This is a genomic window from Enterococcus sp. DIV1283b (assembly GCF_051710965.1).
GTDB classification, from domain to species: Bacteria; Bacillota; Bacilli; order Lactobacillales; family Enterococcaceae; genus Enterococcus_B; species Enterococcus_B lactis.
Genome location: NZ_JBIOLR010000001.1, coordinates 100,617 through 127,155, shown reverse-complemented (window position 1 = coordinate 127,155; position 26,539 = coordinate 100,617). Strand labels below are relative to the sequence as shown.

At 39.8% G+C, this 26,539-nt stretch carries 20 protein-coding genes; 2 read left to right on the top strand and 18 right to left on the bottom strand.

What is annotated here, in order from left to right; translation table 11 throughout:
- Positions 1 to 115: 115 nt before the first annotated feature.
- The 17 genes from ftsY to IGJ53_RS00560 form a co-directional block, all read right to left on the bottom strand.
- On the bottom strand, positions 116 to 1,114 hold the full coding sequence (ftsY, locus tag IGJ53_RS00640; RefSeq protein ID WP_002287900.1) for a signal recognition particle-docking protein FtsY: 999 nt from the start codon (positions 1,112 to 1,114) through the stop codon (positions 116 to 118).
- 10 nt (positions 1,115 to 1,124) lie between these two features.
- The gene (locus tag IGJ53_RS00635; protein ID WP_010731730.1) at positions 1,125 to 1,934 is read right to left on the bottom strand and encodes a Cof-type HAD-IIB family hydrolase; all 810 of its coding nucleotides are present in this window, start codon (positions 1,932 to 1,934) and stop codon (positions 1,125 to 1,127) included.
- An 8-nt stretch (positions 1,935 to 1,942) separates the two neighbouring features.
- Positions 1,943 to 5,524: a chromosome segregation protein SMC gene (gene smc, locus IGJ53_RS00630; RefSeq protein WP_438749317.1), complete on the bottom strand. Its 3,582-nt coding sequence runs from the start codon at positions 5,522 to 5,524 to the stop codon at positions 1,943 to 1,945.
- A gap of 19 nt (positions 5,525 to 5,543) precedes the next feature.
- A complete protein-coding gene (rnc, locus tag IGJ53_RS00625; protein WP_002287896.1) occupies positions 5,544 to 6,230 on the bottom strand; it encodes a ribonuclease III in 687 nt (228 codons plus the stop codon).
- A gap of 534 nt (positions 6,231 to 6,764) precedes the next feature.
- Positions 6,765 to 7,385: an ABC transporter ATP-binding protein gene (locus IGJ53_RS00620; RefSeq protein ID WP_259742127.1), complete on the bottom strand. Its 621-nt coding sequence runs from the start codon at positions 7,383 to 7,385 to the stop codon at positions 6,765 to 6,767.
- Complete coding sequence (locus IGJ53_RS00615; protein ID WP_438749314.1) at positions 7,378 to 9,360, bottom strand: DUF1430 domain-containing protein; 1,983 nt, start codon at positions 9,358 to 9,360, stop codon at positions 7,378 to 7,380. The genes IGJ53_RS00620 and IGJ53_RS00615 overlap by 8 nt, the downstream gene beginning before the upstream one ends.
- A 41-nt stretch (positions 9,361 to 9,401) precedes the next feature.
- Positions 9,402 to 9,791: a hypothetical protein gene (locus IGJ53_RS00610; protein WP_259742125.1), complete on the bottom strand. Its 390-nt coding sequence runs from the start codon at positions 9,789 to 9,791 to the stop codon at positions 9,402 to 9,404.
- A gap of 392 nt (positions 9,792 to 10,183) precedes the next feature.
- Entirely contained in the window at positions 10,184 to 11,965 is a 1,782-nt protein-coding gene (locus IGJ53_RS00605; protein ID WP_259742124.1) for an oligopeptide ABC transporter substrate-binding protein, read from the bottom strand.
- A 26-nt stretch (positions 11,966 to 11,991) separates the two neighbouring features.
- The gene (locus IGJ53_RS00600; RefSeq protein WP_002290475.1) at positions 11,992 to 12,906 is read right to left on the bottom strand and encodes an ABC transporter permease; all 915 of its coding nucleotides are present in this window, start codon (positions 12,904 to 12,906) and stop codon (positions 11,992 to 11,994) included.
- 26 nt (positions 12,907 to 12,932) lie between these two features.
- Complete coding sequence (opp4B, locus tag IGJ53_RS00595) at positions 12,933 to 13,895, bottom strand: oligopeptide ABC transporter permease (protein ID WP_002290474.1); 963 nt, start codon at positions 13,893 to 13,895, stop codon at positions 12,933 to 12,935.
- Entirely contained in the window at positions 13,895 to 14,839 is a 945-nt protein-coding gene (locus IGJ53_RS00590; protein WP_002309831.1) for an ABC transporter ATP-binding protein, read from the bottom strand. The genes opp4B and IGJ53_RS00590 overlap by 1 nt, the downstream gene beginning before the upstream one ends.
- Positions 14,840 to 15,844: an ABC transporter ATP-binding protein gene (locus tag IGJ53_RS00585; protein ID WP_002309832.1), complete on the bottom strand. Its 1,005-nt coding sequence runs from the start codon at positions 15,842 to 15,844 to the stop codon at positions 14,840 to 14,842.
- A gap of 266 nt (positions 15,845 to 16,110) precedes the next feature.
- Positions 16,111 to 16,353 (bottom strand): acyl carrier protein, encoded by a 243-nt coding sequence (acpP, locus tag IGJ53_RS00580; RefSeq protein WP_002294295.1) that lies wholly within the window; start codon positions 16,351 to 16,353, stop codon positions 16,111 to 16,113.
- Between the two features lie 120 nt (positions 16,354 to 16,473).
- Positions 16,474 to 17,475, bottom strand: a complete 1,002-nt coding sequence (gene plsX, locus IGJ53_RS00575; RefSeq protein ID WP_002290467.1) for a phosphate acyltransferase PlsX — start codon at positions 17,473 to 17,475, stop codon at positions 16,474 to 16,476.
- 48 nt (positions 17,476 to 17,523) lie between these two features.
- Positions 17,524 to 19,560, bottom strand: coding sequence for an ATP-dependent DNA helicase RecG (gene recG, locus IGJ53_RS00570; RefSeq protein ID WP_259742123.1), 2,037 nt, complete (start codon positions 19,558 to 19,560; stop codon positions 17,524 to 17,526).
- 117 nt (positions 19,561 to 19,677) lie between these two features.
- Positions 19,678 to 21,360, bottom strand: a complete 1,683-nt coding sequence (locus tag IGJ53_RS00565; protein ID WP_259742122.1) for a DAK2 domain-containing protein — start codon at positions 21,358 to 21,360, stop codon at positions 19,678 to 19,680.
- Between the two features lie 51 nt (positions 21,361 to 21,411).
- Complete coding sequence (locus tag IGJ53_RS00560; RefSeq protein ID WP_002290464.1) at positions 21,412 to 21,774, bottom strand: Asp23/Gls24 family envelope stress response protein; 363 nt, start codon at positions 21,772 to 21,774, stop codon at positions 21,412 to 21,414.
- A 269-nt stretch (positions 21,775 to 22,043) separates the two neighbouring features.
- Here IGJ53_RS00560 and rpmB point away from each other — a divergent pair, with 269 nt between their 5' ends.
- Both rpmB and IGJ53_RS00550 read left to right on the top strand, forming a co-directional pair.
- A complete protein-coding gene (gene rpmB, locus IGJ53_RS00555) occupies positions 22,044 to 22,232 on the top strand; it encodes a 50S ribosomal protein L28 (protein WP_002290463.1) in 189 nt (62 codons plus the stop codon).
- A 238-nt stretch (positions 22,233 to 22,470) separates the two neighbouring features.
- Positions 22,471 to 25,140 carry a YfhO family protein gene (locus IGJ53_RS00550; protein ID WP_259742121.1) on the top strand — a complete coding sequence of 890 codons (2,670 nt, stop codon included), beginning with the start codon at positions 22,471 to 22,473 and terminating at the stop codon, positions 25,138 to 25,140.
- Between the two features lie 454 nt (positions 25,141 to 25,594).
- Here IGJ53_RS00550 and truA read toward each other — a convergent pair whose 3' ends face one another.
- The gene (gene truA, locus IGJ53_RS00545; RefSeq protein ID WP_010731722.1) at positions 25,595 to 26,341 is read right to left on the bottom strand and encodes a tRNA pseudouridine(38-40) synthase TruA; all 747 of its coding nucleotides are present in this window, start codon (positions 26,339 to 26,341) and stop codon (positions 25,595 to 25,597) included.
- Positions 26,342 to 26,539 lie beyond the last annotated feature (198 nt).

Sequence of the window (26,539 nt, the reverse complement as noted above, 5' to 3'; positions counted from 1 at the left end):
AATCGCTTACAAATAAGTATAAAAATGAAGGCATCAAAAACACAGCTATGTTAAAAACAATCATTCAAACAAGGAGCTGCAACTTTTGTCACAGCTCCTGCTTTTTAGACATGGGTTATTCTTCTTTTAGTAATCCTTTGAATAATCCAACGACAAAATCGTTTGGATCAAACGGCTCCAAGTCATCGATTCCTTCACCCAACCCGACCAATTTCACTGGTAAATGCAATTCATTACGGATAGCAAGTACGATACCGCCTTTTGCTGTACCATCTAATTTTGTCAAAACAAGACCGGTCACATCTGTTGTTTCTTTGAATTGTTTTGCTTGAACCATCGCGTTTTGACCGGTTGTTGCATCTAATACAAGTAGTGTTTCTTGGGGTGCTTCTGGTAATTCCCGCTGGATTACTCGTTTTATTTTTTCTAATTCGTTCATCAAGTTCACTTTATTTTGCAGTCGGCCTGCAGTATCAACTAGTAAAACATCTGCCTGCTCTGTCTTTGCTCTTTCCAAAGCATCGAATACGACAGCTGCTGGATCGCCGCCTGCATTGCCACGAACAACTTCAACACCAGCGCGTTCGCCCCAGACAACTAATTGGTCGATCGCTCCAGCACGGAAGGTATCTGCTGCTGCCATTAATACTTTTTTACCTTCGTTTTTGAACTGATGGGCAAGTTTACCAATACTTGTTGTTTTCCCTACACCATTGACGCCGACAAACAAAATAACTGTTAGTCCGTCTTCTTGGATATTTAGTTCATTTACTTCATTGATTCCTTCCGCTTCATAGAGATCCACAAGTTTCTCGATGATTGCATTTTGGACTTCTGCCGATTTTTTCGCATTTCTGAGTTTCACTTCTTGACGCAACGCTTCGGTAATTCGTATCGCTGTTTCAAAACCTACATCTGCCCCGATAAGTGTTTCTTCTAATTCTTCAAAAAAGTCTTCATCGACTGTTCGAAAATTGGCAAACAGCTCATTCATCCGTTCACCAAATGTTTTACGCGTCTTTTCTAAACCCTTGTCGTACTTCTCCTGTACTTCAACTTCTTCCGTTTTCTCTTCGCCAGTAAAAGCACGCTTGATTTTATCAAAAAATCCCATTTGACTCCCCCTACTCTAATACAAATTTTTGGATCACTTTGGCTACGCCATTTTCTTCATTGCTGGCTGTCACGAAATCTGCTGCTTCTTTGACGAAAGGCACAGCATTCTCCATCGCTACGCCTAGACCAGCGTATTGGATCATCGGTAAATCATTTTCTTCATCACCGATTGCCATGATTTCTTCTTGTTTCAAACCAAGATCTTTTGCCAATAAAGAAATACCATAAGCTTTTGTGACACCTTTTGGCATAAATTCCAAAAGCATACTTCTCGTTTTGATGATCTCATACATTTCATGGAATTCTGCTGGTATTTCTTTGATTTTAGGATCTAATTCTTCTTGGTCATAAGCGATTACTGCCTTATTAAGCACAAATTCATCTGTAATATCGCTTATATCCGCTGGTTGGAATTGCAGCAGCTTATTCAACACATTGTACAAGGATTGCTTTCTTGGGGCACTAGGCAGCTGTAAAACCACATTGTCAGACAAAACATCTAGTGGCAGATCCAATTGCTGAGCCAATTTGTATAAGCGTTGGATATCTGATACTTCCATCACTTTCTTTTCCATGATTTCACTAGTATCGTTTTTTTGTACCAAACCGCCGTTGAAAGTGATGCTATAGTCACCCTCATCTACCAGCCCTAATTCTTGCAGATAATGCGCCATCGCAGCTAAGGGGCGTCCTGTACATAGAACGATCTTGACCCCTTGCTGTTTTGCTTGTGCTAATGCTTGTTTATTCTCATCTGAAATTAGCTTTTGTTCATTTAATAATGTACCGTCCAAATCAATTGCTACTAATTTGATCATTTTCGTTCCTACACTTTCGTTTCGTTGATTTTCGCCTCTTCATTGATATCTTCCATCCGTACAGAAACGATTTTTGATACACCGGATTCCTGCATTGTCACTCCGTACAGTACATCTGCTGCGACCATCGTTCCTTTGCGGTGTGTGACTACGATAAATTGTGTGTCATCTTGGAAGTCGCTTAAGTAACGACCAAAACGTTTCACATTTGCTTCATCTAACGCTGCTTCTACCTCATCTAAGATGCAAAACGGAACAGGACAGACACGGATAATAGAAAAGAGCAGCGCAATGGCTGTAAGTGCTCGTTCTCCTCCGGAAAGCAAACTTAAACTTTGCAGTTTCTTGCCAGGAGGTTGTACTTCAATCCCAATACCTGTTTTCAGCAGATCAGTTGGTTCTGTCAATACTAATTCAGCTTTACCGCCGCCAAACATATTTGGAAAGACAATTTTGAATTCTTGACGGATAGCTTCAAATACTTCTTTGAATCTTGTCCGCACTTCGTCATCCATCTCATCCATCGTTTCAAACAACTGGTTTTTCGCTGCTAACAGATCATCTCGCTGTGTCGCTAAGAATGTATGTCTTTCACTGACTTGTTCGTATTGTTCGATTGAATTTAAGTTTACTGGTCCCAGTTTTTCAATCTGTTCTTTTAAGGAGGCAACCTTTGTTCTACTGTCTTCGATATCGGTTGTTTCTTGATAGTCTTGGGAAGCTTTCTCAAATGTCAGCTGATATTCTGACTGCAGATAGGTCAAATGATTATCTAAAATCATTTCAGCTCGGTCTTTTTGGACTTCTAATTTGGATTGTTCCGACAGTCGTGCTTTTTGCTCACGATTACGCTCTGCCAAGACTGCTTCAAGCTCATCGATCTCCCTTTGCCTTCTATCTCGCTGCTCTTTGGCTTTTGCCAACTCGGCTTTCAATGTTTCTCGCTGAGCAGATAATTCGTTAATTTGTTTTTCCAAACTTTCTTCTGTGACTTCATGATCAGAAAAGTCTGCTGTCAATGTCGCCAACTGTTTTTCTATCGCTTCTTGACGTTCGATTGCCTCTGCTTTTTGGACTCGGGCACCGCGGAGCTGGATCTGCAGATGATTAAACTGCTCTTTCAAGACAGCAAGATCTGCTTGTTCTTGTGCTTTTTGACTTTGCACTTGTGCTCTTCTGGCTTCCATCTGGTCACTTTCTTGACTTAAAGATTTGATCTCTTCGTCGATTTGTTGGCGTTGCGTTTCAAGATCTGTTTGTTTGTCTTTCAACTCGTTCGTTTGTTTTTCGTAATCTTCGATAAACTGCTGCAGCTCACGTGTCTCAAAAGTTGAGATTTGCTTTTCTTTTTCAAAACGTTCAAGTTCGTTTATGATGTTTTGCAACTGATTTGTCGCTTCTTGTTCTTCAAAACGTAATTGTTCGCCTCGTGTACGCAAAACTTCTTGTTCTTCGGCTAAACGAGCTGTTTCTTGTTGCAGCTCCTGAACTTTCTTTTCTTGCACTTGAAGTTGTTTATCTGCTTCTTCGAATTCACTAGTCAACTGTTTCAATTCTTGGTTTTGTACAAACAAACTGCCTTGGTTTCCTCGTTTGTTCGCTCCACCTGTCATGGATCCTCCGGCATTCATCACGTCACCTTCTAAGGAAACCACTCGGTATTGATAGCGGATCGTTTGCGCGATCGCATTAGCACTAGTTAAGTCTTTTGCTAAAAGGATCGTTCCTAACAGGTTTTGAACCACTGTTTGAATTTGATCAGGATAAGCAACTTGTTCACTGGCAATCCCTATAAACCCTTCTATAGCTGCTGCTTGTGTCAATATATGAGCTGGTAACTGTCTTGGTTTGATTGTCGTCAGCGGAAGGAATGTTGCTCTTCCTCCTCTTTGCTGTTTCAAATACGTGATGGCTTGCCGAGCATCTTTTTCATTTTCAACGATGACATGTTGAGCTGCTCCACCTAAAGCTGTTTCGATGGCTAACGTGAAATCTGCTGGGACGTCGATCAGTTCAGCCACTGCTCCGACAATACCGGAAAGCTGCTGTTTATGCTGCAAGACCAATCGAACGCCTTGGTAAAAGCCAAAATAGTTTTCTTGGATCTCTTGAAGGCTTTTCTGACGAGCACGCAGCTGCTGGACTTGATTCATCAATTGATACATTTTAGGCTGTTCTTTTGCTAATGCTTCTTGGAACTTTTTCACGTTTCGTTGGATCATTTCTAACTTCTCTTTTGTTTCAGTTAAAGATGATTTTAGCTGCGCCTGCTTTTGTGTCAATTCTTCTTTTTGTAAGATCAATCGATCTACTGATGCCTCTACTTCCGATTGCTTGGCTAACGTCTGCTTGCTTTTTGCTGTTTCTTGTACATATTGACGTTCCAGATACTTCAGTTCGTTTCCTACAGCTGCTTGTTCTTGCATCAAATCAACATATTGATCTCTTAGTTCTGCCAATAATTCTTTCGTTGATTTTTGGTATTTTTCTAATTCTTGCTGTGTTTTTATGAGATTTGCTTCAGCTTTTTGGATCTCTGTTTCTTTTTCTGCTGCTTCTTTCATCAAGCTTTCTTGAAGCTTTTCAAAATGTTTAACCTTTTTTTGTGCTTCTGCTAATGAAGTTTGATATTCTTGCGAGCTTTTTTGTGTATGCTTTGTCCGCTCCTGCAAAACATCTTTTTGTCCTTCTGTCTGCTTCAGTTTTTCCGAAAGATCTAATAATACTTGCTGATTTTTTTCGATCAGACGATCGGCTTGCGCATTTTCTTTACGCTGCTTCGCCAAAATGGATTCTTGTTCTTGGATCGACTCAGATAGTTTGCCTAATTCTAGATTGAATTTCGCAAGCTGTGCTTGTTTGTTGTCCCAATCTTTTTTTGCTGTCTTGATTTCAGCAACCATCAAAGAAACATCGGTTTGAGTCAGTGTTTCTTTTAGCCGTAAAAACTCCTTTGCTGCCTCACTCTGGGCGGCCAAAGGAGTTAACTGTTCTTCCAATTCATGGATGATGTCTTGGACGCGGCTGAGGTTGTCTTCTGTTTCAAAAAGCTTTTGTTCTGCTTTCTTTTTCCGCTGTTTGTATTTCAACACACCAGCTGCTTCTTCAAAGATCCCACGACGGTCTTCCGGTTTACTACTGAAAATCGCTTCTACTTTTCCTTGAGAAATGATTGAGAACGATTCTTTTCCTAATCCAGAATCTAAGAATAATTCTTGGATATCTTTTAATCTGCAGCTTTGTTTATTGATGAAAAACTCGCTTTCCCCAGTCCGTCGATAACGGCGGGTTACACTGATCTCATTGTACTCCAATGGCAGATAATGATCACTATTGTCTAAAATCACTGTGACTTCTGCAATATTCAGCTGCTTACGGGTATCGGAACCGGCAAAGATGATATCCGGCATTTTTCCGCCTCGCAAACTTTTAGCAGATTGTTCTCCTAATACCCAGCGGATAGCTTCTGTAATATTGCTTTTTCCGCTGCCATTTGGCCCAACCACTGCTGTGACGCTGTTTTCAAAATCAATGACTGTCTTGTCTGCAAATGATTTAAAACCGGCTATTTCAATTCGTTTCAAATACAAAGCTTTCCCTCACTTACTTTTACAGTGCTGCCAATGCATTTTCCGCCGCAGCTTGTTCTGCTAATTTTTTCGATTTTCCTTGTCCAGTGCCAATCAATTGATCATCTACGTAAACTTCGATCCAAAATACTCGTTCATGAGCTGGACCTTCTTCATTGATCAATCGGTATTCGATCGATACATCACCTGATTTTTGCAAGACTTCTTGCAATTTTGTTTTATGATCCATCTCATGTGAAAAAGCACCTGCTTTGACTTTAGGAAAAATCACTTTTTCGATGAACGCATGGGTCGTGTCGAATCCTTGGTCAAGATATAACGCGCCTAAAAAAGCTTCGAATAGGTCGCAAAGCAATGCTGGTCGCGTACGTCCTCCTGAATTCTCTTCTCCCTTGCCCAACAGAACATATTGATCAAAGTGACATTCTTTGGCAAATTTCGATAAACTGTCTTCGCGAACGATCGCTGCTCGTGTTTTTGTCAATTTTCCTTCTGGCAAATGAGGATATAAACGGAATAAATACTGAGAAACCATCAATTCTAAAACGGCATCTCCTAAAAATTCAAGTCGTTCATTATCCGATAATTGCAGATTGCGATGCTCATTCACATAGGATGAATGGGTAAAAGCTTGTTCAAGCAAATTTAGATCGTGAAAAACGATGTTATAATTTTCTTTTAGTTCTTTTGTCAGCTGGTTGTCCATTTTCCACATTCCTTTTATGGATATTTTTTCGATACTTCCTTATTATACTGGTTTTTTGTTAAATTTGAAATGGTTCGGGTAAAAGGTAAGTAAAGCTTTAATAATCCTAGTGATTGACGAGAGGTTGTGAAAAAGCCGTTTAGTTTGGTGTATTAGAGAAATAAACAGAAAGACAGCTTCTCATATTTTGCCGTTTCTTGAACGAATACCGTGGAATAGCTGATTGAACACTGTTCATACAAAAAAGGAATGTGACACGACTATTGTCACATTCCTTTTTTTGTACAATCCCTTATTCTCGTATGTTTTCAATGACTTCTTGGGCGGGTCCTAGCTGAACCTCTGAAACATGAATGCTCAATAGAAGAATCACCGTTAGTAACACTTGAAAAAGGAGCAAAATGAACACACACCATTTAACCCATCGTGGGTGAATCTTTGGCTGATGACTTCTCAATAAAACGATTGAAAAAAACAGTCCAATCACTGGTAAACTATCAGACAAAACCAACAGAATGAACACATAAATAAGGCTTATTGGATTGATTTCTTCCATTCATTCATGTCCAACACATGATCGAATTCTGCTGCCAATGTTGGATCATGGGTGACCACAAGGACCGTAGCTCCTTTTGCATTCAGTTCTTGTAATGCTTGAAGGACGATTCCTTTGTTCTTTTGATCAAGAGAGGCTGTTGGCTCATCTGCAAAGATGATCTTTGGTTCTTTCAAAAATAAACGAGCAAGAGCTACTCGCTGCTGTTCGCCTCCGCTTAAGAGAAATATTTTTTTGTCTATCAAATGGTCTACCTGAAATTTTTCGAGGGATTCTTTGATTTTCTGCTCATCTTTTAAGACCAAGGTCAAGTTTTGCTTCACTGTTTCGTTATCGATCAGTGCATAGTTTTGAAATAAAAAACCAGCTTGTTCCCGAAAAAATGTTTTTCTGTTTTTTCGGCTGATTTTTTGGCCATCGATCAAGATTTCCCCTTCATTTATCGTTTCCAGCTGGCCTAAACAATTCAATAAAGTCGTTTTACCTATCCCACTTTCTCCTGTGATGGCAAGCATAGAACCCGCGGGCACAGAAAAAGAAAGGTGTTCAAAAATCGTTTTCTCTTTGTATTTTTTTGTGATTTTTCTAACATCAATCATTTTTGATCACCTCCAGCCGTTGCTTTTTCTCAGATAGATAAGTCGTTGGGAGTAGCAAAAACAGCTCAAAGCTGAATACAGCCAGTGCAATCGGCCATAAGTCCTTCTGCCATATGAGTAAGATCCCTAAAACACCTGAAGATATCCCCGCCGTCATGAAATAGTAAGTTTTGTGACGCTGGAACAGCGGTTTACCAGTAATGTACGCTAAAAATGATTTTTTCTTATTTACTTCTGCATAAATCATGCTCGCATATAGTTCAATAGCAACAAAACTGATAAGAATCAGTGAGAAGACGACTAGCGCTGTGTAAAATTCTGAACGCGCTTTCGCAATTACTTCGCTGATTCTGTCTTTCACAGATGTTAGGCCGTAAAAATCATCTTCAATGCCATTCTCTTCAATAAACACTTGAACTTCTCGACCATTTCGAAACAAATAGGAGCCGTTCGATACCTCACTTATCCATATCTCTATATTTGGCTGGATCAAAGGCAGAGAAACAGAGACAATGATCGGGTTGAAGGAAAAGATATTGTCTAACAGGTCAAAATTATAATTAAAGATGATTTGATTCGATTGGGTATAGATCACCTTTAATTCCCCCTGATACTCGTCTTGTTCATACTCGAAGGAATTCTGGTAAAAAGTGATTTCATCTTCTGCCATTTTAACGATTAGATCCGTGTATTGCTTTTTATTTTCTGGGATCAACACATAGAAGAAGGCATCTTCTAATGGATAGATTGGTTTTCCGTGTATATCTTTGACTTTCAATTCGTGTACGGCATTATGGTTGACTAACCAATAAGCATCATTTTGAATGTAGGTAAGAACGTCACTCGTATGGTCAAATGCATTATCTCTCAAAAGGATCCCACCTGATTGTTCTGCTCGTTCTAATAAAGGAAGCATGTCCTGATTGATCCTTTTCGCTTCTTTTTTTCTTTCTTCTCTCGTAAAATTTCTAGAATTATCTGGTAATTTGGTCGTGATATTACTAAATCTCAAGTGATAATAATCAGGAATGTCATTCCAATAAGCTAATTGCTGTTCTAGTTGTTTGTTCTCATCCATACTAGACAAGATTATATTCCCGCTTACTACGATAAATACAAGCAAGGTGGCCTTGATAAGGTGATTCGTGTAGGACAGCCATCTATACGGTTTATGTCCCTTTATTTTATCAGCGATCGATCCCCATGAATAAATCACCCAGCCGCTTGATATGTGCATGATGATGATTCCAATGATCCCCCATAACAGGATCTGGGGATAAAGAAAGTGCAGATAGGGATAAAACCATGCAAAGCCAGCTAAAATAACCGTGAAGATGGCCGCATCTATCAAACTATCTTTACACACTAGTTTTGCTTTGTTTCGTCCAAGTGTTTCGAGAATCCCGACTTTCTTTCTCATAGAGGACTTATAGAATAATAGAGCTAAGAATAAGCACAAGAAAAGCATACAGAACAATTGACCGATACTTAATAGCAAACCTGAAGCTAGATAAAGCGGCCATTGCGCCCTTTCAATCGTTATTTCCATCCCCATATCATAAAATTCTTCGATCATATTGGCAGGCGGTTCCTCTGTGATCATATAACCGCCAAGTACTTCTTCAGTAGATGGTTTCGAAGAATCATAAAAATTGATAGGATAATCGGATGCTATAGGGGAAAAGCTATAGGTCGAATACCCTTCTTTACCAAATGTATAGATATCTTTATACGTTTCCCCATCTTTGCCGATTCGAAAGAGGATCTTATGGAGATCCAATTGCTTTTCTCTAGCATATTTCGCAATCGTCTGGTACATTTCCTGCTGATTTTCTTCACCACTCGCTGCTTCGATGATGATCGATGAATGGATTTCTGGAATCGCTGATTTGATCATTTCGGTTCCAGCAAAAGAAATAGCATATAAAAAACTGGTGACTGTGAATAGAAAAAAGAAGCGATAGATTTTTTTCATCGTTTAGAAGAAAGAAGCGGCTGGATCAGCCGCACTTCTTTCTATGCCCACCACCAGCCAGATGTATTTCCAGAAAATGCTCTAGGTACAGTAACCCGAACAGCTGATCCTGGACCACCCGTTTTAGTTTGTCTTTCTTTTCCATTTGCATAAACAGTCACTCTTCTTTGTGTTGGATAAAATTCTCCCCAAACTGTTCCGAAGCCCGGTATTCCTGTTACACCTCCATAAAAAGTGTTCACAGTTATTCTTCCTTGTTTTAGTGGTACATCTGTTTGCACCACATCCATATTGAAAATCTCTGGTGTAGTAGAAATGACTAATGGTTCAGGTATTTCAGCCGCACTAACGGCATTGATTGGTGCAATCCAGCTGCTCAAGGCAATAAGTGTACATGAACTTGCTATCATCTTTTTCACATTTCTCTTCATTTTGTATCCGCTCCCTTTTTTGAGTGCCTAAAGTGTCTCACGAGTGACTATTGAAACATACTTGAACAAGCAACAAGGCGACAGTCGTTCGGTCCCCCTTTTTTTATTTTAAAAAGAGATAAGTGTGAACCTTCTCTTTTATTAACTACGCGAAAGATTCTCATCAGTTTAAAATAACAATGATTTTTATTTAAATTAAATTAAATAACATATATTTTATTCATTCTTCTTTTTTTAAATCTATTTAAAATATATATAATAACATATTTATGTTCAACGCGTTTTTAAAATAAAATTTAAAAAAACTATATTTATTTTTATTTGCTATATAAAAATAACGATAAATAAAAAACCGAAAAAGGACATCGCCCTTTTTCGGTCATTTTTATTGATTATGAACGTGAATCTGCTGTAACAGAAACAGTTGCCCATGGGTTTGGTACATCATAGGACCAATCCCAGTCTTTGACACGGTCGTTGACTGGCAATACTTCGTTACGGAACAACGTTGGAATCGCAAATGCTTCTTCAAACGCATATTGTTGCCATTTTTGATAGGCTTCTTTCAAATAGTCTTCATCAAATGCTTTGCTTGAACTGATATCGTTGATCAACTTTGTATTTTCTTCTGATTCATAACGAGTGTAGTTGAATGCTGCATTTGGTCCCCATAGTCCACTTGGATTTGGATCAGTTCCTGTATTCCAAGCAGCTTGGTAAACATCGATTTCAGGATCATCATTTTCTAATTTATCGTAGAAAGAGTTGAACTCGATCAGACGACCTGTTGTGTATTGGACATCCAAACCGATTTCTTTCCATTGTTGGATATAGTAATCTGCCAATGGTTGCGCTGTCTCCCCACCGGACATCGAAGCAAAGTTGATGGTTAGTTTGTTTCCATCTTTGTCTTCTCTTAAACCATCGTCGTCCACATCTTTGTAGCCGGCATCATCCAATAGTTTTTTCGCTTTGTCTAAATCTTGTGTGAATCCTTTCATCTCATCATCGTGATATGACTTGAATACTGGAGGGATCAATGAAGTCGCATTGCTTCTCAAACCTGCATAGAAACGTTCACCTACTGCATTGTTATCTAATGCATAGCCCATGGCTTGACGTAATGATTTATCAGCCATTTTTGAATCTGGATTGTATTCCACACTCTTTGTATCTGAATTCCATTTACCTAACTTGAATCCTAGATAAGTATAAGAAGTTTGTTCACGGCCTAAGTTTGTATAGCCAGCAATTTCTTTATACGTATCATAAGTATCTGTTGGCATTTGGAAAATCATGTCATATAGCTTAGAGTTCAATGCTTCAGTTGCACTAGCCATCGGTACAGATTTCATCGTGATCTTTTTCAATTTAGGTGTACCATTCCAGTAGTGCTCGTTTGGTAAGTACTCTACTGATTCTCCTGCAACAATATTACTCATGTAATAAGGGCCGAAAGTCACTGGATTTTTACGTACTTGATCGCTTGATTCCATGTCTTTGATTGCTACGCCTTCTAACGTATGTTTCGGTGCTGCATATGTCCAGATACCGCCACCCGATTGAAGCATGCTTGGATTTACTTCTTTATATTCGATTTCAACTGTTTTGTCGTCTATCTTTTTGATTCCAGAGATCGTATCGGCACTTCCATCATGATATTCTTCCATACCTACGATGTTACGGAAAGTGTCGTCATAACGGATACCAGTGTAATCTTTATTCCCAATGATTTCGTAAGGGAAAATCACATCGTCCGCCGTTACATCTTCACCATCTGACCATTTGACGTTGTCTTTTACTTTGATTGTCGCTTTTTTCGTATCTTCGTCTAGATCAAGTGTTGCAGCTCCGTCATCTGTGATTCTAAAATCATCATCGTTTGCAAACAATGGTTCGTGAGAGGGTGCCATAAACGCTGCATCATATGAATCTTGATAAAACTCCCACTGGAACAATCCTTTGAACTGACTGTCCGTTGCGACCGCAGCTTCTAATTCACCGTCTTCGATTGCATCATCATTGTTTTTTGTTGCGATTGGAAAAGTTAATTCCTCTTTGTTATTGCTGTTGCCTCCAGAGTTATTTCCAGAAGTATCTGTACCTCCGCCCCCGCATGCTGCAAGAACGACAGCAGACATCAGCGTTGCAAATCCAAAAATCGTTTTCTTCATTCCTATTTCCCCCTTCGCTTCTATAACTAGCCTAACCGTTGGCGTGCATCTGCAGAACGCTTGAATGCCTGTCCAACATAATTGATACTCAACATCAAAACTAAAATGAGGATTGATGCGGGTAACCAGATCCATTGCCGATTCACTAAGACTTCTCCATTACTTGCATAACCGATCAGTGTACCTAAACTAGGTACATTTGCCGGCAAACCGAAACCTAAGAAAGTCAAAGTTGTCTCGATACCGATGTTTGCCGCAAAGTTCATTGTCAAGTTCGTAATGATCAATGAACTTAGATTCGGCATGATTTCGCGGAACATGATTTTAAAATCACTTGTTCCCATTGTTTTTGAGGCACTGACATAATCTCTTCTTGCTTCAGATAATGTCTTGCTTCGGAATAATCGGGCTTTAGCTACCCAATAAAATGCACTCATGATGAAAATAAAGGACCAGACATTGTATCTGGAAATAATCGATACGAAGACGATGATGATCAGCATGATCGGTAGAATCATGATAAAATCAACGATTCGCATCAAGATGTTGTCAATGATCCCTCCGTAGTAGCCAGAGATGATCCCTAATCCAACCCCGATGATCGAAGTAAGGATCGTGATCGCAAATCCGATCGTAACAGAGTTTCTAGCACCTATGATCAATTGACCTAATACATCACGTCCGCCTTCATCTGCTCCCAGAATGAACTTTTGTCCTTGTGTCGAAACTGCTCCTGGGGCAGCATATTTGTCAAAAATACTAACATACATCACTTTATCTTGATCGGTCAGCATCGCACCGATAAAAATCACTAATAATAAAACCACTAGCAAACCTAATGAAAAAATAGCGATTTTATCTTTTTTAAATTCTCGAGCAATCATTCGTATCCCCATAGGAGGGATACTTTCTTGAACTGCTGTATTGTTTTTTTCACTCATCGATCCATTCTCCTTTCTGATTGGTTTTATTGAATCCGAATACGCGGGTCAACGATACTCATAATGATATCTGACAGTAATGTCCCCACTAGCGTCGCGATTCCTAAAATCAATACTAAGGATGTGATCACGGTGTAGTCTCGTTGACCAATAGAGTCAATAAATAGTTTCCCGACTCCTGGATAGCCAAAAATCTTTTCGATAACTACAGAACCAGCAATCAACGAAGTGATTTCATACCCCATTTGCGAAGCCATCGGCAACGCTGCATTCCGGAAGATATGTCTACTGAATACTTTATTCGTCGGTACCCCTTTGGAACGGGCTGTTCTGACAAAATCAAGCGACTTCGAATCGATTACTTCGCTTCGCAGATATTGGATCGTAACGGCAGTCGCCAGAAATGCTTGGGTAATCGATGGTAGCAGAATATATTTCAAGCGATCTATCCACTGAGTGATAAATCCCCCTTGCAAACCTAGTGTTTGAGAACCGCTTGTTGGGAACCAGCCTAAACGATAACCAAAAACAAACAGCATGATCAAGCCGAAGATAAACAACGGAACAGCAAAACTAAAGAAGTTATAAATCACGACGATCTTATCCAAGATCGAATTTTGATACCGGCCTGCTAGCATCCCTAGAGGCACAGCAATCAAATAAGTAAGGACAACTGTCAAGATCGATAGATATAACGTGTTGATGATCCGTTCACCGATTAGGTCAGCAACAGAGCGTTTGTATAAGAAACTTTGACCAAAATCGCCTTGCAAAGCATTGCCGATCCAACGGAAGTACTGGACATACCATGGGTCATTCAATCCAGCTGATTGTCGCATTTGTTCGATCACTGCCGGATCTTGGTTTGGGTTGATCAAACCAGTAAATGGATCCCCTGGCATCGCTTGGGCTAATAAGAAGATCAGAACACTTAAAATAATAACTTGCGGGATCATCAATAAAACACGTCGCAGAATCGTTTTCCACATTAGCTCGCACCTCCATCTTTCAACGCCACTTTATGTGTAGTTGTGATCGTACGCAAATCGTAGACTCGGCCAGTCGCATCATAGTATTCTCTTTGGTTTTGGATATACTCTTGTTCTACTTTTCGGCGATTTTCTTTGTGGCTTTCCCGATTTTCTACATCGATTTGCGGAATTGCTGAAAGCAGACGTTTCGTATAGATGTGGCGCGGGTCATTATAAATGTCTTCTCTTGTACCGATTTCTACAAATCGACCTTTGTACATAATCGCGATGTTGTCGCACATATGTTTTACTACACCTAAATCATGAGAAATAAATAAATAGCTGAGACCGTATTCTTGCTGGATTCGTTTCATGAAATTCAATACTTGCGCTTGAACAGATAGATCCAGAGCAGATACCGGTTCATCGGCCACGATTAATTTTGGATTAGTAGCAACAGCGCGGGCTACTCCTAGACGTTGGCGTTGTCCCCCTGAAAATTCATGAGGATATTTGTAAAGTGCATCTTCCGGCATCCCAACGATATCTAGCAATCCTTTTACCTTTTTCTTTTCTTCTTGATCGCTTAACCGTTCAAAATTTCGGATAGGTTCTGCAATGATATCCAATACTCGTTTTTTAGGATTCAAACTAGACATTGAATCTTGGAAGATCATTTGTACGTCTTTGTTATAACCCATTTTTTTTCGGTTGCTTCGCTTCGTTACATCTTTTCCTTCATACATGATTTGTCCAGCTGTCGTCTTTTCTAAACCAACGACTGCTTTTCCTGTAGTGGATTTTCCGGAACCGGACTCTCCCACCAAACCATACGTCTTTCCTTTTTCGATAATAAAATCCACACCATCTACAGCATATACATGATCCGTTACTCGATTGAAGAATCCACTGCGAATAGGGTAATGAACTTTCAGGTCTTTGATTGTGATTAATTCTGTCATCTACACCTCTCCTTTTTCGTCTCTAAAGTGGAAATGCTTGTAGCAAGAGCAACGGACCAAATGGTTCGGAGCGACTTCATGAAGGATAGGATCTTCTTCGTGATCACTTGCTGGTATCCACGGAATACGTGGAGCAAATCGGCACCCTTTACGAGGCATGTTTTTCAGAGAAGGAACGACACCTTCGATCACATGGAGTTCTGCATCATGATTTCCTTCTTGAGGTATAGAGTTCAATAAAGAGCGCGTATAAGGATGTTTCGGATGATCAAACAGTTCTTTTACACCCGCTACTTCAACAAACTGTCCGCCATACATCACTGCCACTCGATCAGCCATTTCTGCTACGACTCCTAAGTCATGAGTAATCAGGATGATCCCTGTTTTTGTTTCTTCCTGAAGATCTTTCAGTAAATCAAGAATCTGTGCTTGGATGGTTACATCTAGGGCTGTCGTCGGTTCATCTGCAATGACGATTGGAGGTTTGCAGGCGATTGCAATCGCGATGATGACACGTTGTCTCATACCGCCTGATAATTCATGGGGATATTGACGTCCAACTCTTGCTGGATTAGGAATCCCTACTTGTTCTAGTAATTCCAGTGCGCGAGCTTGACGCTGTTCTGCATTCATCTTTGTGTGATAGGAAAGTCCTTCTTTGATCTGGTCTTCGATTCTCATGAGAGGATTTAATGCAGACAACGGATCTTGGAAAATCATTCCGATATCATTTCCGCGGATTTTATTATAAAGCGTTTCGTTCAGTTCGATTAAATTCAGATCGTTATATAAAATTTCACCTGTAATTTTTGTGTTATTAGGATCAAGTAATCCCATAATCGTAGTAGCTAATGTACTTTTCCCGCACCCAGATTCCCCAACGATTGCTAAGATCTCGTTTTTGTCTAAAGTAAATGAAACATCATCTACTGCATCGTAATAGTCATCTTTGAGTCGGAAGCCTGTATGTAGGTTCTGAACTTCTAATAATTGATTATCTGACAATCGAATACCCCTCTCTGCTTCCTAAACGGAAGTTTTTCTTAGTAAAAAAGAACATTACACAGAATAAAGCGTTTTATAACAAAGGTTATTCTTATCTTTGTGTAATGAATTATTAATAATTATATAGAAAACCGCTTTACTTTGCAACATAATTTCTAATTATCGACAGAATTATCAGAAAAATGTCTTTTCCGTGTCAAAAAGATTAAAAAAAGAAGGATAAAAAGTTGCATACAACTTTTTATCCTTCTTTGCTTTTATTGAAATTATTTGAGATGGCTGCTGATATAATCTACTGCACCGCCAACTGTTTCAATTTGTTCAGCGTCTTCATCTGAAATTTCTGTACCGAATTCATCTTCAAGTTCTAAAACGAACTCCATAATACTAATTGAATCAGCTTTTAAATCATCTTTGATGTTCAATTCATCCGTCACTTTATCGGTATCTATCTCAAAATGATTTGAAATAATTTTCGCTACTTTGTTAAATACTTCTTCGCGAGTCAACTTTTTCACCTCCAAGAATCATACACTTGTCAATTACCTACACCATGGCTAATTTTACTGACATTTTTCAGGAATGTCCACCTTTTTTTAACGAACCGGATTGCCTCAGCTATCTGAATATTATTCTTCGCTTTTTTCAAATTGTTCGACTAACTGTCCTACTACATTTGTTTCAAGCATCGTGTGGATTTGGCGGATCGTATAGCGGACAGCATCAGGACCTGTTGCTCCGTGGGTTTTAATGACTGGTGCTTTCAAGCCAAACAAAACAGCTCCGCCATGTTTGGAATAATCCATTTCAGATTTTAAAGAACGCAAGCCGTCTTTTAAAAGCATGGCGCCCATTTTCCCTTTGATCCCTTCGTTTAGAATAGCGGATTTTAATAGATCCATCATATTCATTGCCGTTCCTTCAATGGATTTCAAAACAGCATTGCCTGTAAATCCATCTGTGACTACTACGTCAGCCACCCCATTGAGCAACTCGCGCGCTTCTACATTTCCAATGAAATTCAAACTTGTTTCATTCTGAAGAAGTTCATAGGCTTTTTTCGTCACTTCACTACCTTTTGTGGCTTCTGTTCCGTTGTTTAAAAGAGCAACGCGGGGACGTCCGATCCCTCGGACTTTACGTGCATAGAAAGAACCTAAAATACCGTATTGCAACAAATGTTCTGGTTTGTTTTCTGCGTTAGCGCCAAGATCCAGCATATCGAAACCGGCACCTTCTTTTCCTACTACTGGCAAGGTAGACATCAAGCCAGGGCGTTCGATATTTTTGATACGTCCTACGATGAACAAACCCGCTGCTAGCAGCGCACCTGTATTCCCTGCTGAAAATATAGCATCCGCTTCGCCGTTTTTCACTGCTTGTGCAGCAAGGACCATTGAAGCAGTCTTTTTCCGTCGGATTGCTTTTACTGGCTCATCATCACTATTGATTTTTTCGTCTGTATGGATAATCGTGATGTTTTTTTCATTTGTTAAGTATTTCTTGATTTCTGCTTCTTTTCCGTAAAGTAAGAATTCTACTTCTGGAAAATCTTGCTGCGCTAAAGCCACGCCTTCTACAATTGCTTGAGGTGCGTGATCTCCGCCCATTGCATCTACGGCAATTTTCATTGTTCCCACTCCTTTTTCCATCATCATTATAAAGTATAGCATAGTCTGCTAATCGAAATAACGATTATCCTGATTTTCTATCTGGAGGCTTTGTGCTAGAGGCTGATACTCAGGCAGCATCTGCCAATTCTTTATCTGCCAAAGAGCTGCAGCCTCTTCTCTGGCTACCTCCAAAACATTTCCATCCGTCACCAAGTCAGCAATCGCAAATTGAGGTAAACCAGATTGTCGGAAGCCGAATACTTCACCGGGACCGCGTAATTCCAAATCTTTTTCACTTAGTACAAAACCATTGGTGGTCTCTGTCATGATTTTCATCCGTTCCACGCCTAGTTCATTTTTGGGATTAGCAACTAAGATACAGTAGGAAGCATCACTTCCGCGTCCAACACGTCCACGAAGCTGATGCAGCTGTGCCAAACCAAATCGATCCGCATCCATAATCAGCATGACGGTTGCGTTTGGCACATTTACCCCTACTTCTATTACCGTAGTAGAAACTAATATCTGCATCTGGTTATCTTTGAAAGCTTCCATGATCACTTCTTTTTCCTGATTCTTCATTTTACCATGTAACAAGCCAACTTCATATTTTGGTGCAAATAGTTCACGAAGTTTTTCATAGATTTCCACTGCGTTTTTTACGTCTAATGCTTCTGATTCTTCGATCAGTGGACAGATGACGTACATTTGATGTCCTCTTGCCAGTTCTTTCCTTGTCCAATCCAGTACACTGTCTAATTGAGGTGTTCTTACCCAGCGTGTTTCAATAGGGATACGTCCAGCTGGAAGTTCATCAATGATTGATACATCCATTTCACCGTACGCTGTGATAGCTAGCGTTCTAGGGATCGGAGTGGCTGTCATAAACAAGACATCAGGTCGCCAGCCTTTTTCACGAAGGACTTTCCGCTGATTCACGCCAAAACGGTGCTGTTCATCCGTAATAACTAGACCTAAATTCTGAAATTCAACTCCATCTTGGATCAATGCATGTGTACCGATCACGACGTTGATTTCTCCTCGTTCTAGTTTTTCAAGGAGTTCACGTCGTTCTTTTGTTTTCGTTGACCCTGTAAGCAATGCGACAGTTACTTCATTGGGATCAAACAGCTGTTGCAAACTTTCCATGTGCTGTTGTGCCAAGATTTCGGTAGGCACCATCAACGCACCTTGGAACCCCGCTGTAACGGTGGCATATAATGCGATTGCGGCAACCACTGTTTTTCCGCTACCTACATCTCCCTGCAAAAGTCGCTGCATATGTTGAGGACTGCGAAGATCCCGACAGATTTCATTCGTTACCCGTTTTTGGGCATTTGTCAGTTCAAAAGGCAGCTTTTGAGTAAATTCTTTTAATTTTTGGACATCATAAAGGATCTCCAAGCCATTCTTTTCTGCTTTTTCTGCTTTTTTCAATCCTTGAAGACGCATTTGAAATAAAAAGAATTCTTCAAAAACGACACGTCGTTTGGCTTGGTGATTTTCTTCGTGGTTTTTCGGAAAGTGCATACTTCTTACAGCGGAAGCTCGGTCAAGTAGTCGATATTTCTCCACAAGGCTGTTCGGCAGGTTTTCTTCGATCAATGTGCCGTATTCTTGAAACCCTTTTTTGATTAGATCAACTAATGTCGTTTGACGAATCGATTTATTGACGTGATATATCGGCGAAAAGTCATCCATTGTTTGAGAACCTAAAATCTTCATCCCGTTCAAGGCTTTACGCTTTGCATCCCATTTACCGTATACAGCGATTTCCTCCGATAAAATGACTTTTTCTTTTAGATAAGGTTGATTAAAAAAAGAAACGTTGAACACATCATGTTCTTGCATCATACGAAATTGCAATCGGCTTTTTTTATAACCAAATCGATTCATCACAGGAGGAGAGACTACGATTCCTTTCAAAGTAACCTTTTCTTGATCTTGGATCTCGTTTAGATTTCTTTCCTGAATATCTTCGTAGCGAAAAGGATAATAAGTCAGTAAGTCTTCAATCGTTTGGATGCCCAAGCTGGCAAGACTAGCTGCTCTTTTTTCTCCGACTCCTGCCAGCATAGTGATTGGATCATCTAAAGAACGCATATGTTTTTTCCTCCCTCCTTTAACAAAAAAAGGACTTGGTCAGTGATCATACCTGATCACTAACCGAAGGCCTTTTATGAATGAATACTGTGTTAGAAAGATATTCTGTCACAGGAATTATTCAGCAGAAAATAGATAAGGATAGACAGGCTGATCTCCTTGGTGGATCTCGATTTCCAAATCAGGATGTTTTTCTGTTAGTTTCTCAGCAAATTCATTTGCTTGTTCAACTGTTCCTTCATCACCTGCTAAGATCGTTACGATCTCTGTGTCCTCATTGATCATTTGTTCTAGTGTACTTAACGCTGTTGCTGTGATATCTGGGTTAGAGATCATGATTTTGCCATCGATCATGCCTAAAAAGTCGCCTTCTTTGATCTCTACACCGTCGATTGAGGTATCTCTGATTGCGTGAGTGACTTGACCACTTACGACGCTAGACAACATTTCTGTCATCGTTTCTTTGTTTTCTTCTAAAGAAGCTTGATCATTGAATGAAAGCATAGCCGTCAATCCTTGAGAAATCGTTCTTGAAGGAACAACTGCTACTGGGATATCTGCTACTTCTGCCGCTTGATCAGCTGCCATGAAGATGTTTTTGTTGTTCGGTAAGACAATCACTTTATCTGCGTTCACTTCTTGGATTGCTTTAACGATGTCTTCCGTACTTGGGTTCATTGTTTGCCCACCGCTGATAACATAATTAGCGCCTAAACTTTCAAACAGCTCTTGGACGCCTTTACCAGCAGCGATTGCTACGATACCATACGGGATACGTGGTGTTTCTTTTTTCGCAAACTCGTTCACTTCTTCATCGTGTTCCAAAATCGTCTCATGCTGCAAGCGCATGTTGTCGACTTTGATTTTGACTAATGAACCGAATTTTTGTCCATAGTTCAAGACTTCTCCTGGGTTTTCTGTATGCACATGGACTTTGATGATCTCGTCATCATTGACCACAAGTAAAGAATCTCCAATACCATCTAAATAGTTACGGAATTCTTCGTAGTCGAACGTGCTATCAACAGTAGGTCCTTCACCGATTTTCACCATGATTTCTGTACAATAACCAAAATGGATATCTTCTGTCGCCATTTGTCCTTGGACACTGCGATGGTGCTCTGCATTGACCATATCATCCATTTCTGCTGGAGAAGGTTCATATGTTTCATCCGCTTGGAATTCTCCATTCAATGCGCTTAAAAAGCCCTCATAAACAAACAGCAACCCTTGTCCTCCACTGTCTACAACACCGACTTCTTTTAGGACTGGAAGCAAGTCTGGGGTTTTCGCTAAAGCACGTTGTGCTCCTTTTACAACAGCTGTCATCACTTCAACGACATCGTCTGTACTCTTCGCTTTCTTTTCTCCAGCTTTTGCTGCTTCTCTAGCTACTGTCAAAATCGTTCCTTCTACTGGTTTCATTACTGCTTTATACGCAGTTTCAACACCATGAGTGAATGCTGCAGCAAGATCAGAAGCATTTAATGAGACAACATCTGGAATTTGCTTAGAAAATCCTCGGAACAATTGAGACAAAATAACGCCGGAATTTCCGCGCGCACCCATCAGCAATCCTTTTGAAAGCATTGCTGCTAATTCTCCTACTTTTTCTGAGGTTGAATCTACTACTGCCTTCGCTCCACTAGTCATAGATAGATTCATATTTGTTCCCGTATCGCCATCTGGCACAGGGAATACATTTAATGAATTGACGTATTCTGCATTTACTTGCAGACGATTCGCACCAGCCTGCACCATTTCCTGGAACTGGCTTGCACTTATTTCTGTTACACTCACCTAGATAATCCTCCTTCAGATCGACTGCTGAGTTATCAGCCAGTCTCCTGCCTAGTCTGGCAGTACACGAACACCTTGTACAAAGACATTAACCGAATTGGCAGCTACGCCTAATAATGCCTCTAGATTGTATTTCACTTTTTCTTGGACGTTGCGAGAAACTTCAGAGATTTTCGTACCATAGCTGATAATCGTATAAACATCTACAGCAATACCATTATCTTCTTGGCGGACAACTACTCCTCTTGAGTAATTTTCTTTACGCAAAATCTCAGTAATATTATCTTTAATTTGATTTTTGCTGGCCATTCCTACAACACCGAACACATCTGTCGCGGCGCCACCAACAACTGTTGCAATTACATCATTGGTAATTTCAATGGTTCCAGCTGACGTTTGAATTTTTACAGCCATGAATGAGCCTCCTTAACGGGTAAAATACTCCCATTTTTCTTCTATCATATTTTATCATAGCGCAACTTGAAATAAAAGGCAGTTACCCAAAGTACTCAAAAACCTTGCAAAATTTCAGGTATAACCCTGTTTAATTTACAATTATTCTTCACAAATGTCAATTGTATCCATGAAAATGTACTTGCAAATTTCCAATCTATATGATATGTTAGTCTGGTATGAGCTGAATTATTCTATTGCTCCAAATCAAGGCAAAGGAGGAAATTACCATGGCAAAAGTTTGTTACTTTACAGGTCGCAAGACAAAAAGTGGAAACAACCGTTCACACGCTATGAACTCAACAAAACGTACTGTTAAACCTAACTTACAAAAAGTTCGCGTTATGGTCGACGGAAAACCTAAAAAAGTTTGGGTGTCAACTCGTGCTTTGAAATCAGGAAAAGTTGAACGCGTTTAATTGAATGATACTTGGACCGTTCAGATAGTGAACGGTTTTTTATTTAATAAAAATTTTGGTGGGTGGAATTTTTGATTCCTCCCCTTTTTTTGTGTTTATTTTTGTTATACGAACAAATTGTGAAGTTATTTATTCCCAAATTTTATTTTTTTATGAAAACTAGACTCTTTTTAAGCAGAGAAAAACAAGGATATGATAAACTAAATACAACTTCATAGAAATTTGGTGGAAAATAAATATGAAAAAAAACTTAAAGTCATTCTTTAGAGAAAACGGACGCTACGCAGCAGCTAGTTTCCTGATTCCGTTTTTGATTTTAGCACTTGTTTATTTAAGTATCGGGATCTATCCCGGGAGCAGCAGAAGTATTTTGGCAAGTGATGCCTTTTCACAATTTTCTAATTTTCATGCAAGCTTCCGAAATGTCCTTCTTGGAAAGCAAAGTATTTTCTATACATGGAATGCTTCTCTGGGCTTGAATTATCTGTCTTTGATTTCTTATTATCTCGGCGGAATCTTCACGCCACTGGTTTTCTTCTTTCCAAACCAGATGATGCCAGATGCACTTTATATTCTGACTTTGCTTAAAGTCGGCTGTGCCGGATTAGCTTTTTGGTTTCTTGCACGCACATTCAAGATTCCTCGCTGGGGGCATGTTGCACTTAGCGTCAGTTACGCATTGATCTCATTCATCACTGCACATTCGGAGATCATCATGTGGCTGGATGCATTTGTTTATCTTCCATTAGTGATTTTGGGGATTCATCGTGTCATGGATCTGAAACGGCCGAAACTTTTATTCATCAGCTATTTACTCTTGTTTCTATCCAGTTTTTATATGGGCTTTATGATTGGTGTCTTTTCTTTCTTATATTTTATTGCCCGTCTATTGACAAACTGGTCAGAATACAAAAAATCGATTGTTCCTTATGGGATCACTTCTTTACTGGCAGGCGGCGCTTCAATGATCATTGTATTGCCAGCAGTACTGGATCTTCGGTCAAATGGCGAAGCATTGAGTCAAATCACTACGTTGAAAACAGAAGCGACTTCTTATCTGGATCTGATCATGAAAAACATGATTGGTGTTTATGACACCACAAAATACGGTTCGATTCCGTTCATTTATGCAGGCCTGCTTCCGCTGGTCCTTTGCTTGTTTTATTTTGCTAGTCGGAAAGTACCGTTAAAAAATAAGTTTTTGTACGGTAGTCTTTTCGCCATACTTATCGCAAGTTTTTATCTTGTTCCATTGAATTTGTTTTGGCATGGTATGCATGCACCGAATATGTTTTTATTCCGTTATGCCTATCTGTTCTCTTTCTTAGTTCTCCTGCTTGCAGGAAAAGGATGGGAAAAGATAGAACAAGACGATCGTGGGCTGTTGTTAGGAATCATTTTGGTCGTAGCTGCTCTCTTTGCGGTGGCATGGGGCATCAAACCTGAAGGAAGCTACACCTATGTGACGATGACTTCCTTTGTATTGACAGTTGTTTTCTTAGGGATCTATGCTTTTGCTGTGGGATTTTATCAGCATAAAAAACTTTCCTTCAACCATCTAAGTATATTGTTGTTATTGATCATGTTTGCTGAGGCTCTAGTCAATACGAACAGCATGATCCATGGTATCCTTGATGATTGGAATTATGCTTCCCGCAGTTTGTATACGGATCCTTATCCTGACTTGAAAGCTCTTGTAAATGAAACAAAAGAAGATTCTGACTCGTTTTACCGCTTGGAAAATCTGGATCCGGTATCGCCAAATGATTCGATCAACTACGGTTACAGTGGCATCAGCTTGTTTTCTTCTATAAGAAATCGTAATTCTTCCTCTTATCTGGATACATTAGGGTTCCGTTCAAGAGGGACAAATTTAAATATCCGTTACAATAATAATACTTTGCTGATGGATGGCTTTACAGGAATCAAATACAACATTTCTAAGAACGAAAGCACGTTCAGCAAATATGGCTTCCGCCAAGCTGGTCAAAGCGGCGGCTATACACTGTATCAGAATGTCAATGCATTGCCACTGGCATTTACCGCACCGTTATCCGTTAATGATATTGAGCAGCCCGTAACAGATAATTTAACTAGTCAGACAAACTTGATCAATACATTATCTGGTCTAAATGAACAGTATTTTACATTCTATACGCCTACTTTGAAGAATCAGTTAAATACGACGATCACAAAAACAACGACTGGTGTGACTTATTCAGAGACGGCAGATAATCAACCGAAAGAGCTCACATGGGAAGTCCATGTACCTGCAAATACACAAGCTTACTTAAGTTTGTTCCCAACCAATTTTGCACAATTAGAAAGTTCTAGTGCAACGATCACTGTCAATGGTACATCGAGGAAAACGCAAATCAATATTTCTGGACAATACTATGATCTTGGCTATTATCCCCAAGAGACAACGGTGACATTTACTGCAAGTTTTTATGGGACGAAAGAAGTAAGTTTCATGGAGCCGAAAGTCGTTGGTCTAGATGTTGTAGCCTATCAAGCCGCAATGAATCAGATCAAAGAAAAAGGTGTCGAAATGGAAGCCTCTGGCAGAAAAGCTTCTGGAACTGTAGATACCGCAGAAGATTCTATGTTGGTGACAACTATTCCTTACGACAAAGGATGGAAAGCCGAAATCGATGGGAAGCCAGTCAAAGTCAGCAACTTCAAAAACGCATTCTTGATGCTAAAAGTTCCAGCAGGTAAACACACGGTTACTTTCAGCTACTTGCCTGAAGGATTTATGATAGGTGCAATCCTTTTTGTACTATGTATTGCATTGTTTATTCTCTATGTCTGGTACCTTGACCGCAATCGCCCCTTTTATGGCACGATTGATCCAACAATAGAAGAAAAACCGCGAAATACACACAGAAGAAGACGAAGAAAATAAAGAAACGATGGAACCTGTTCAGACTGTCCGCATCGCGGGCAATCAAAACAACGTTCCATCGTTTTTTGGTTACAAAAAAGTAGTGTGGCAAAAAGAAGGTTCACTTATCCATGCTTCGTTCACACGTTGTGATATTCATCAAACGCGAGAAGCTGTTTTTTGAAATTGCTCCTTGTGACTCAGAGTTAAACGGCAGGATCACGACCTCTTTCTTAAACGGTGTTCAATCAGCTGTCCTTCGGTATTAGCTCAACAAACGGCAAAATATGAGGAACTATTTTTCCGTTTGTTTCTCTAATACTCAGGTCAAAACGCTGATTTCACAACCTCTTCCTTAAACGGTGTTCAAAAGCTTGCATCTGCGGCAATAAGCCCAACCAAACGAAAAATAGGAGGAGCTATTTTGGTTTGGCTGTTCTTATTGCTTGATGCAGGGCAGCTTTTTCACAACCTCTTATTCATATTTCACTTCATACAAATAAAGTCCTTCAGGGTGTGCTGTAGGTCCTGCTGCATTACGATCTTTTTTCGCAATAATCGCTGGGAGACTATCTTCAGGCAATCGGCCATTACCAATTTTCAATAGCGTTCCTACTAAGATACGTATCATCTTATACAAGAAGCCATTTCCCCTAAAAGTAAACAACAATTCGTCTTTTGTTTCATTGACCTCCATCTTAGCCTCATAGATCGTACGTACTTTATCCTCTATCGAGCTTCCTGATGCGCAAAAAGAGGTGAAATCGTGGGTCCCCAATAAATCAGGTAGTGCCCGCTGAATTTTTTCCAAATCAAGTGGGTAAGGATAATAACTGGCATAATGACGTCGAAAGGGACTGCGTGGCTTGCCTATATCCACTCTAAATTGATAAGTTTTTTCTTTGACCAAATATCTTGCATGGAATTCTTCTGAAACGATTTCTACTTGTCTTACAGCGATATCCTCTGGTGACTGGGTATCTAACGCAAAACGCATTCGTTCTAACGGGCGTTCTTCTGGATAATCAAAATGGATCACTTGCCCGATTGCATGTACTCCGGCATCTGTCCTTCCCGAACCAAAGACCGTGATTTCTTTCCCGTTTGCTATTTTTTGTAATGTTTTTTCTACTTCTTCTTGAACAGTACGTCCATTTGGCTGTTTCTGGAACCCATTGAAATTTGTTCCGTCGTATGCAATGATTGCTTTGTAACGTACCATGGTTTTCTCTCCTTTGTTTCTAAAAAGTTGTCTAGAAATAGTGGTTTTTCCAGATAATGTTGTTTGTTCTTTTTTTCAAATAAAAGAAAGAGGCCTGTGACATTAGTCTGCCACAGACCCTAATGTTTCTTGTCATACACTGCTCGCATACTTTCTTGCAAATAGATTAGCAAGAAAAAGGATAGATAGCGGTCCACT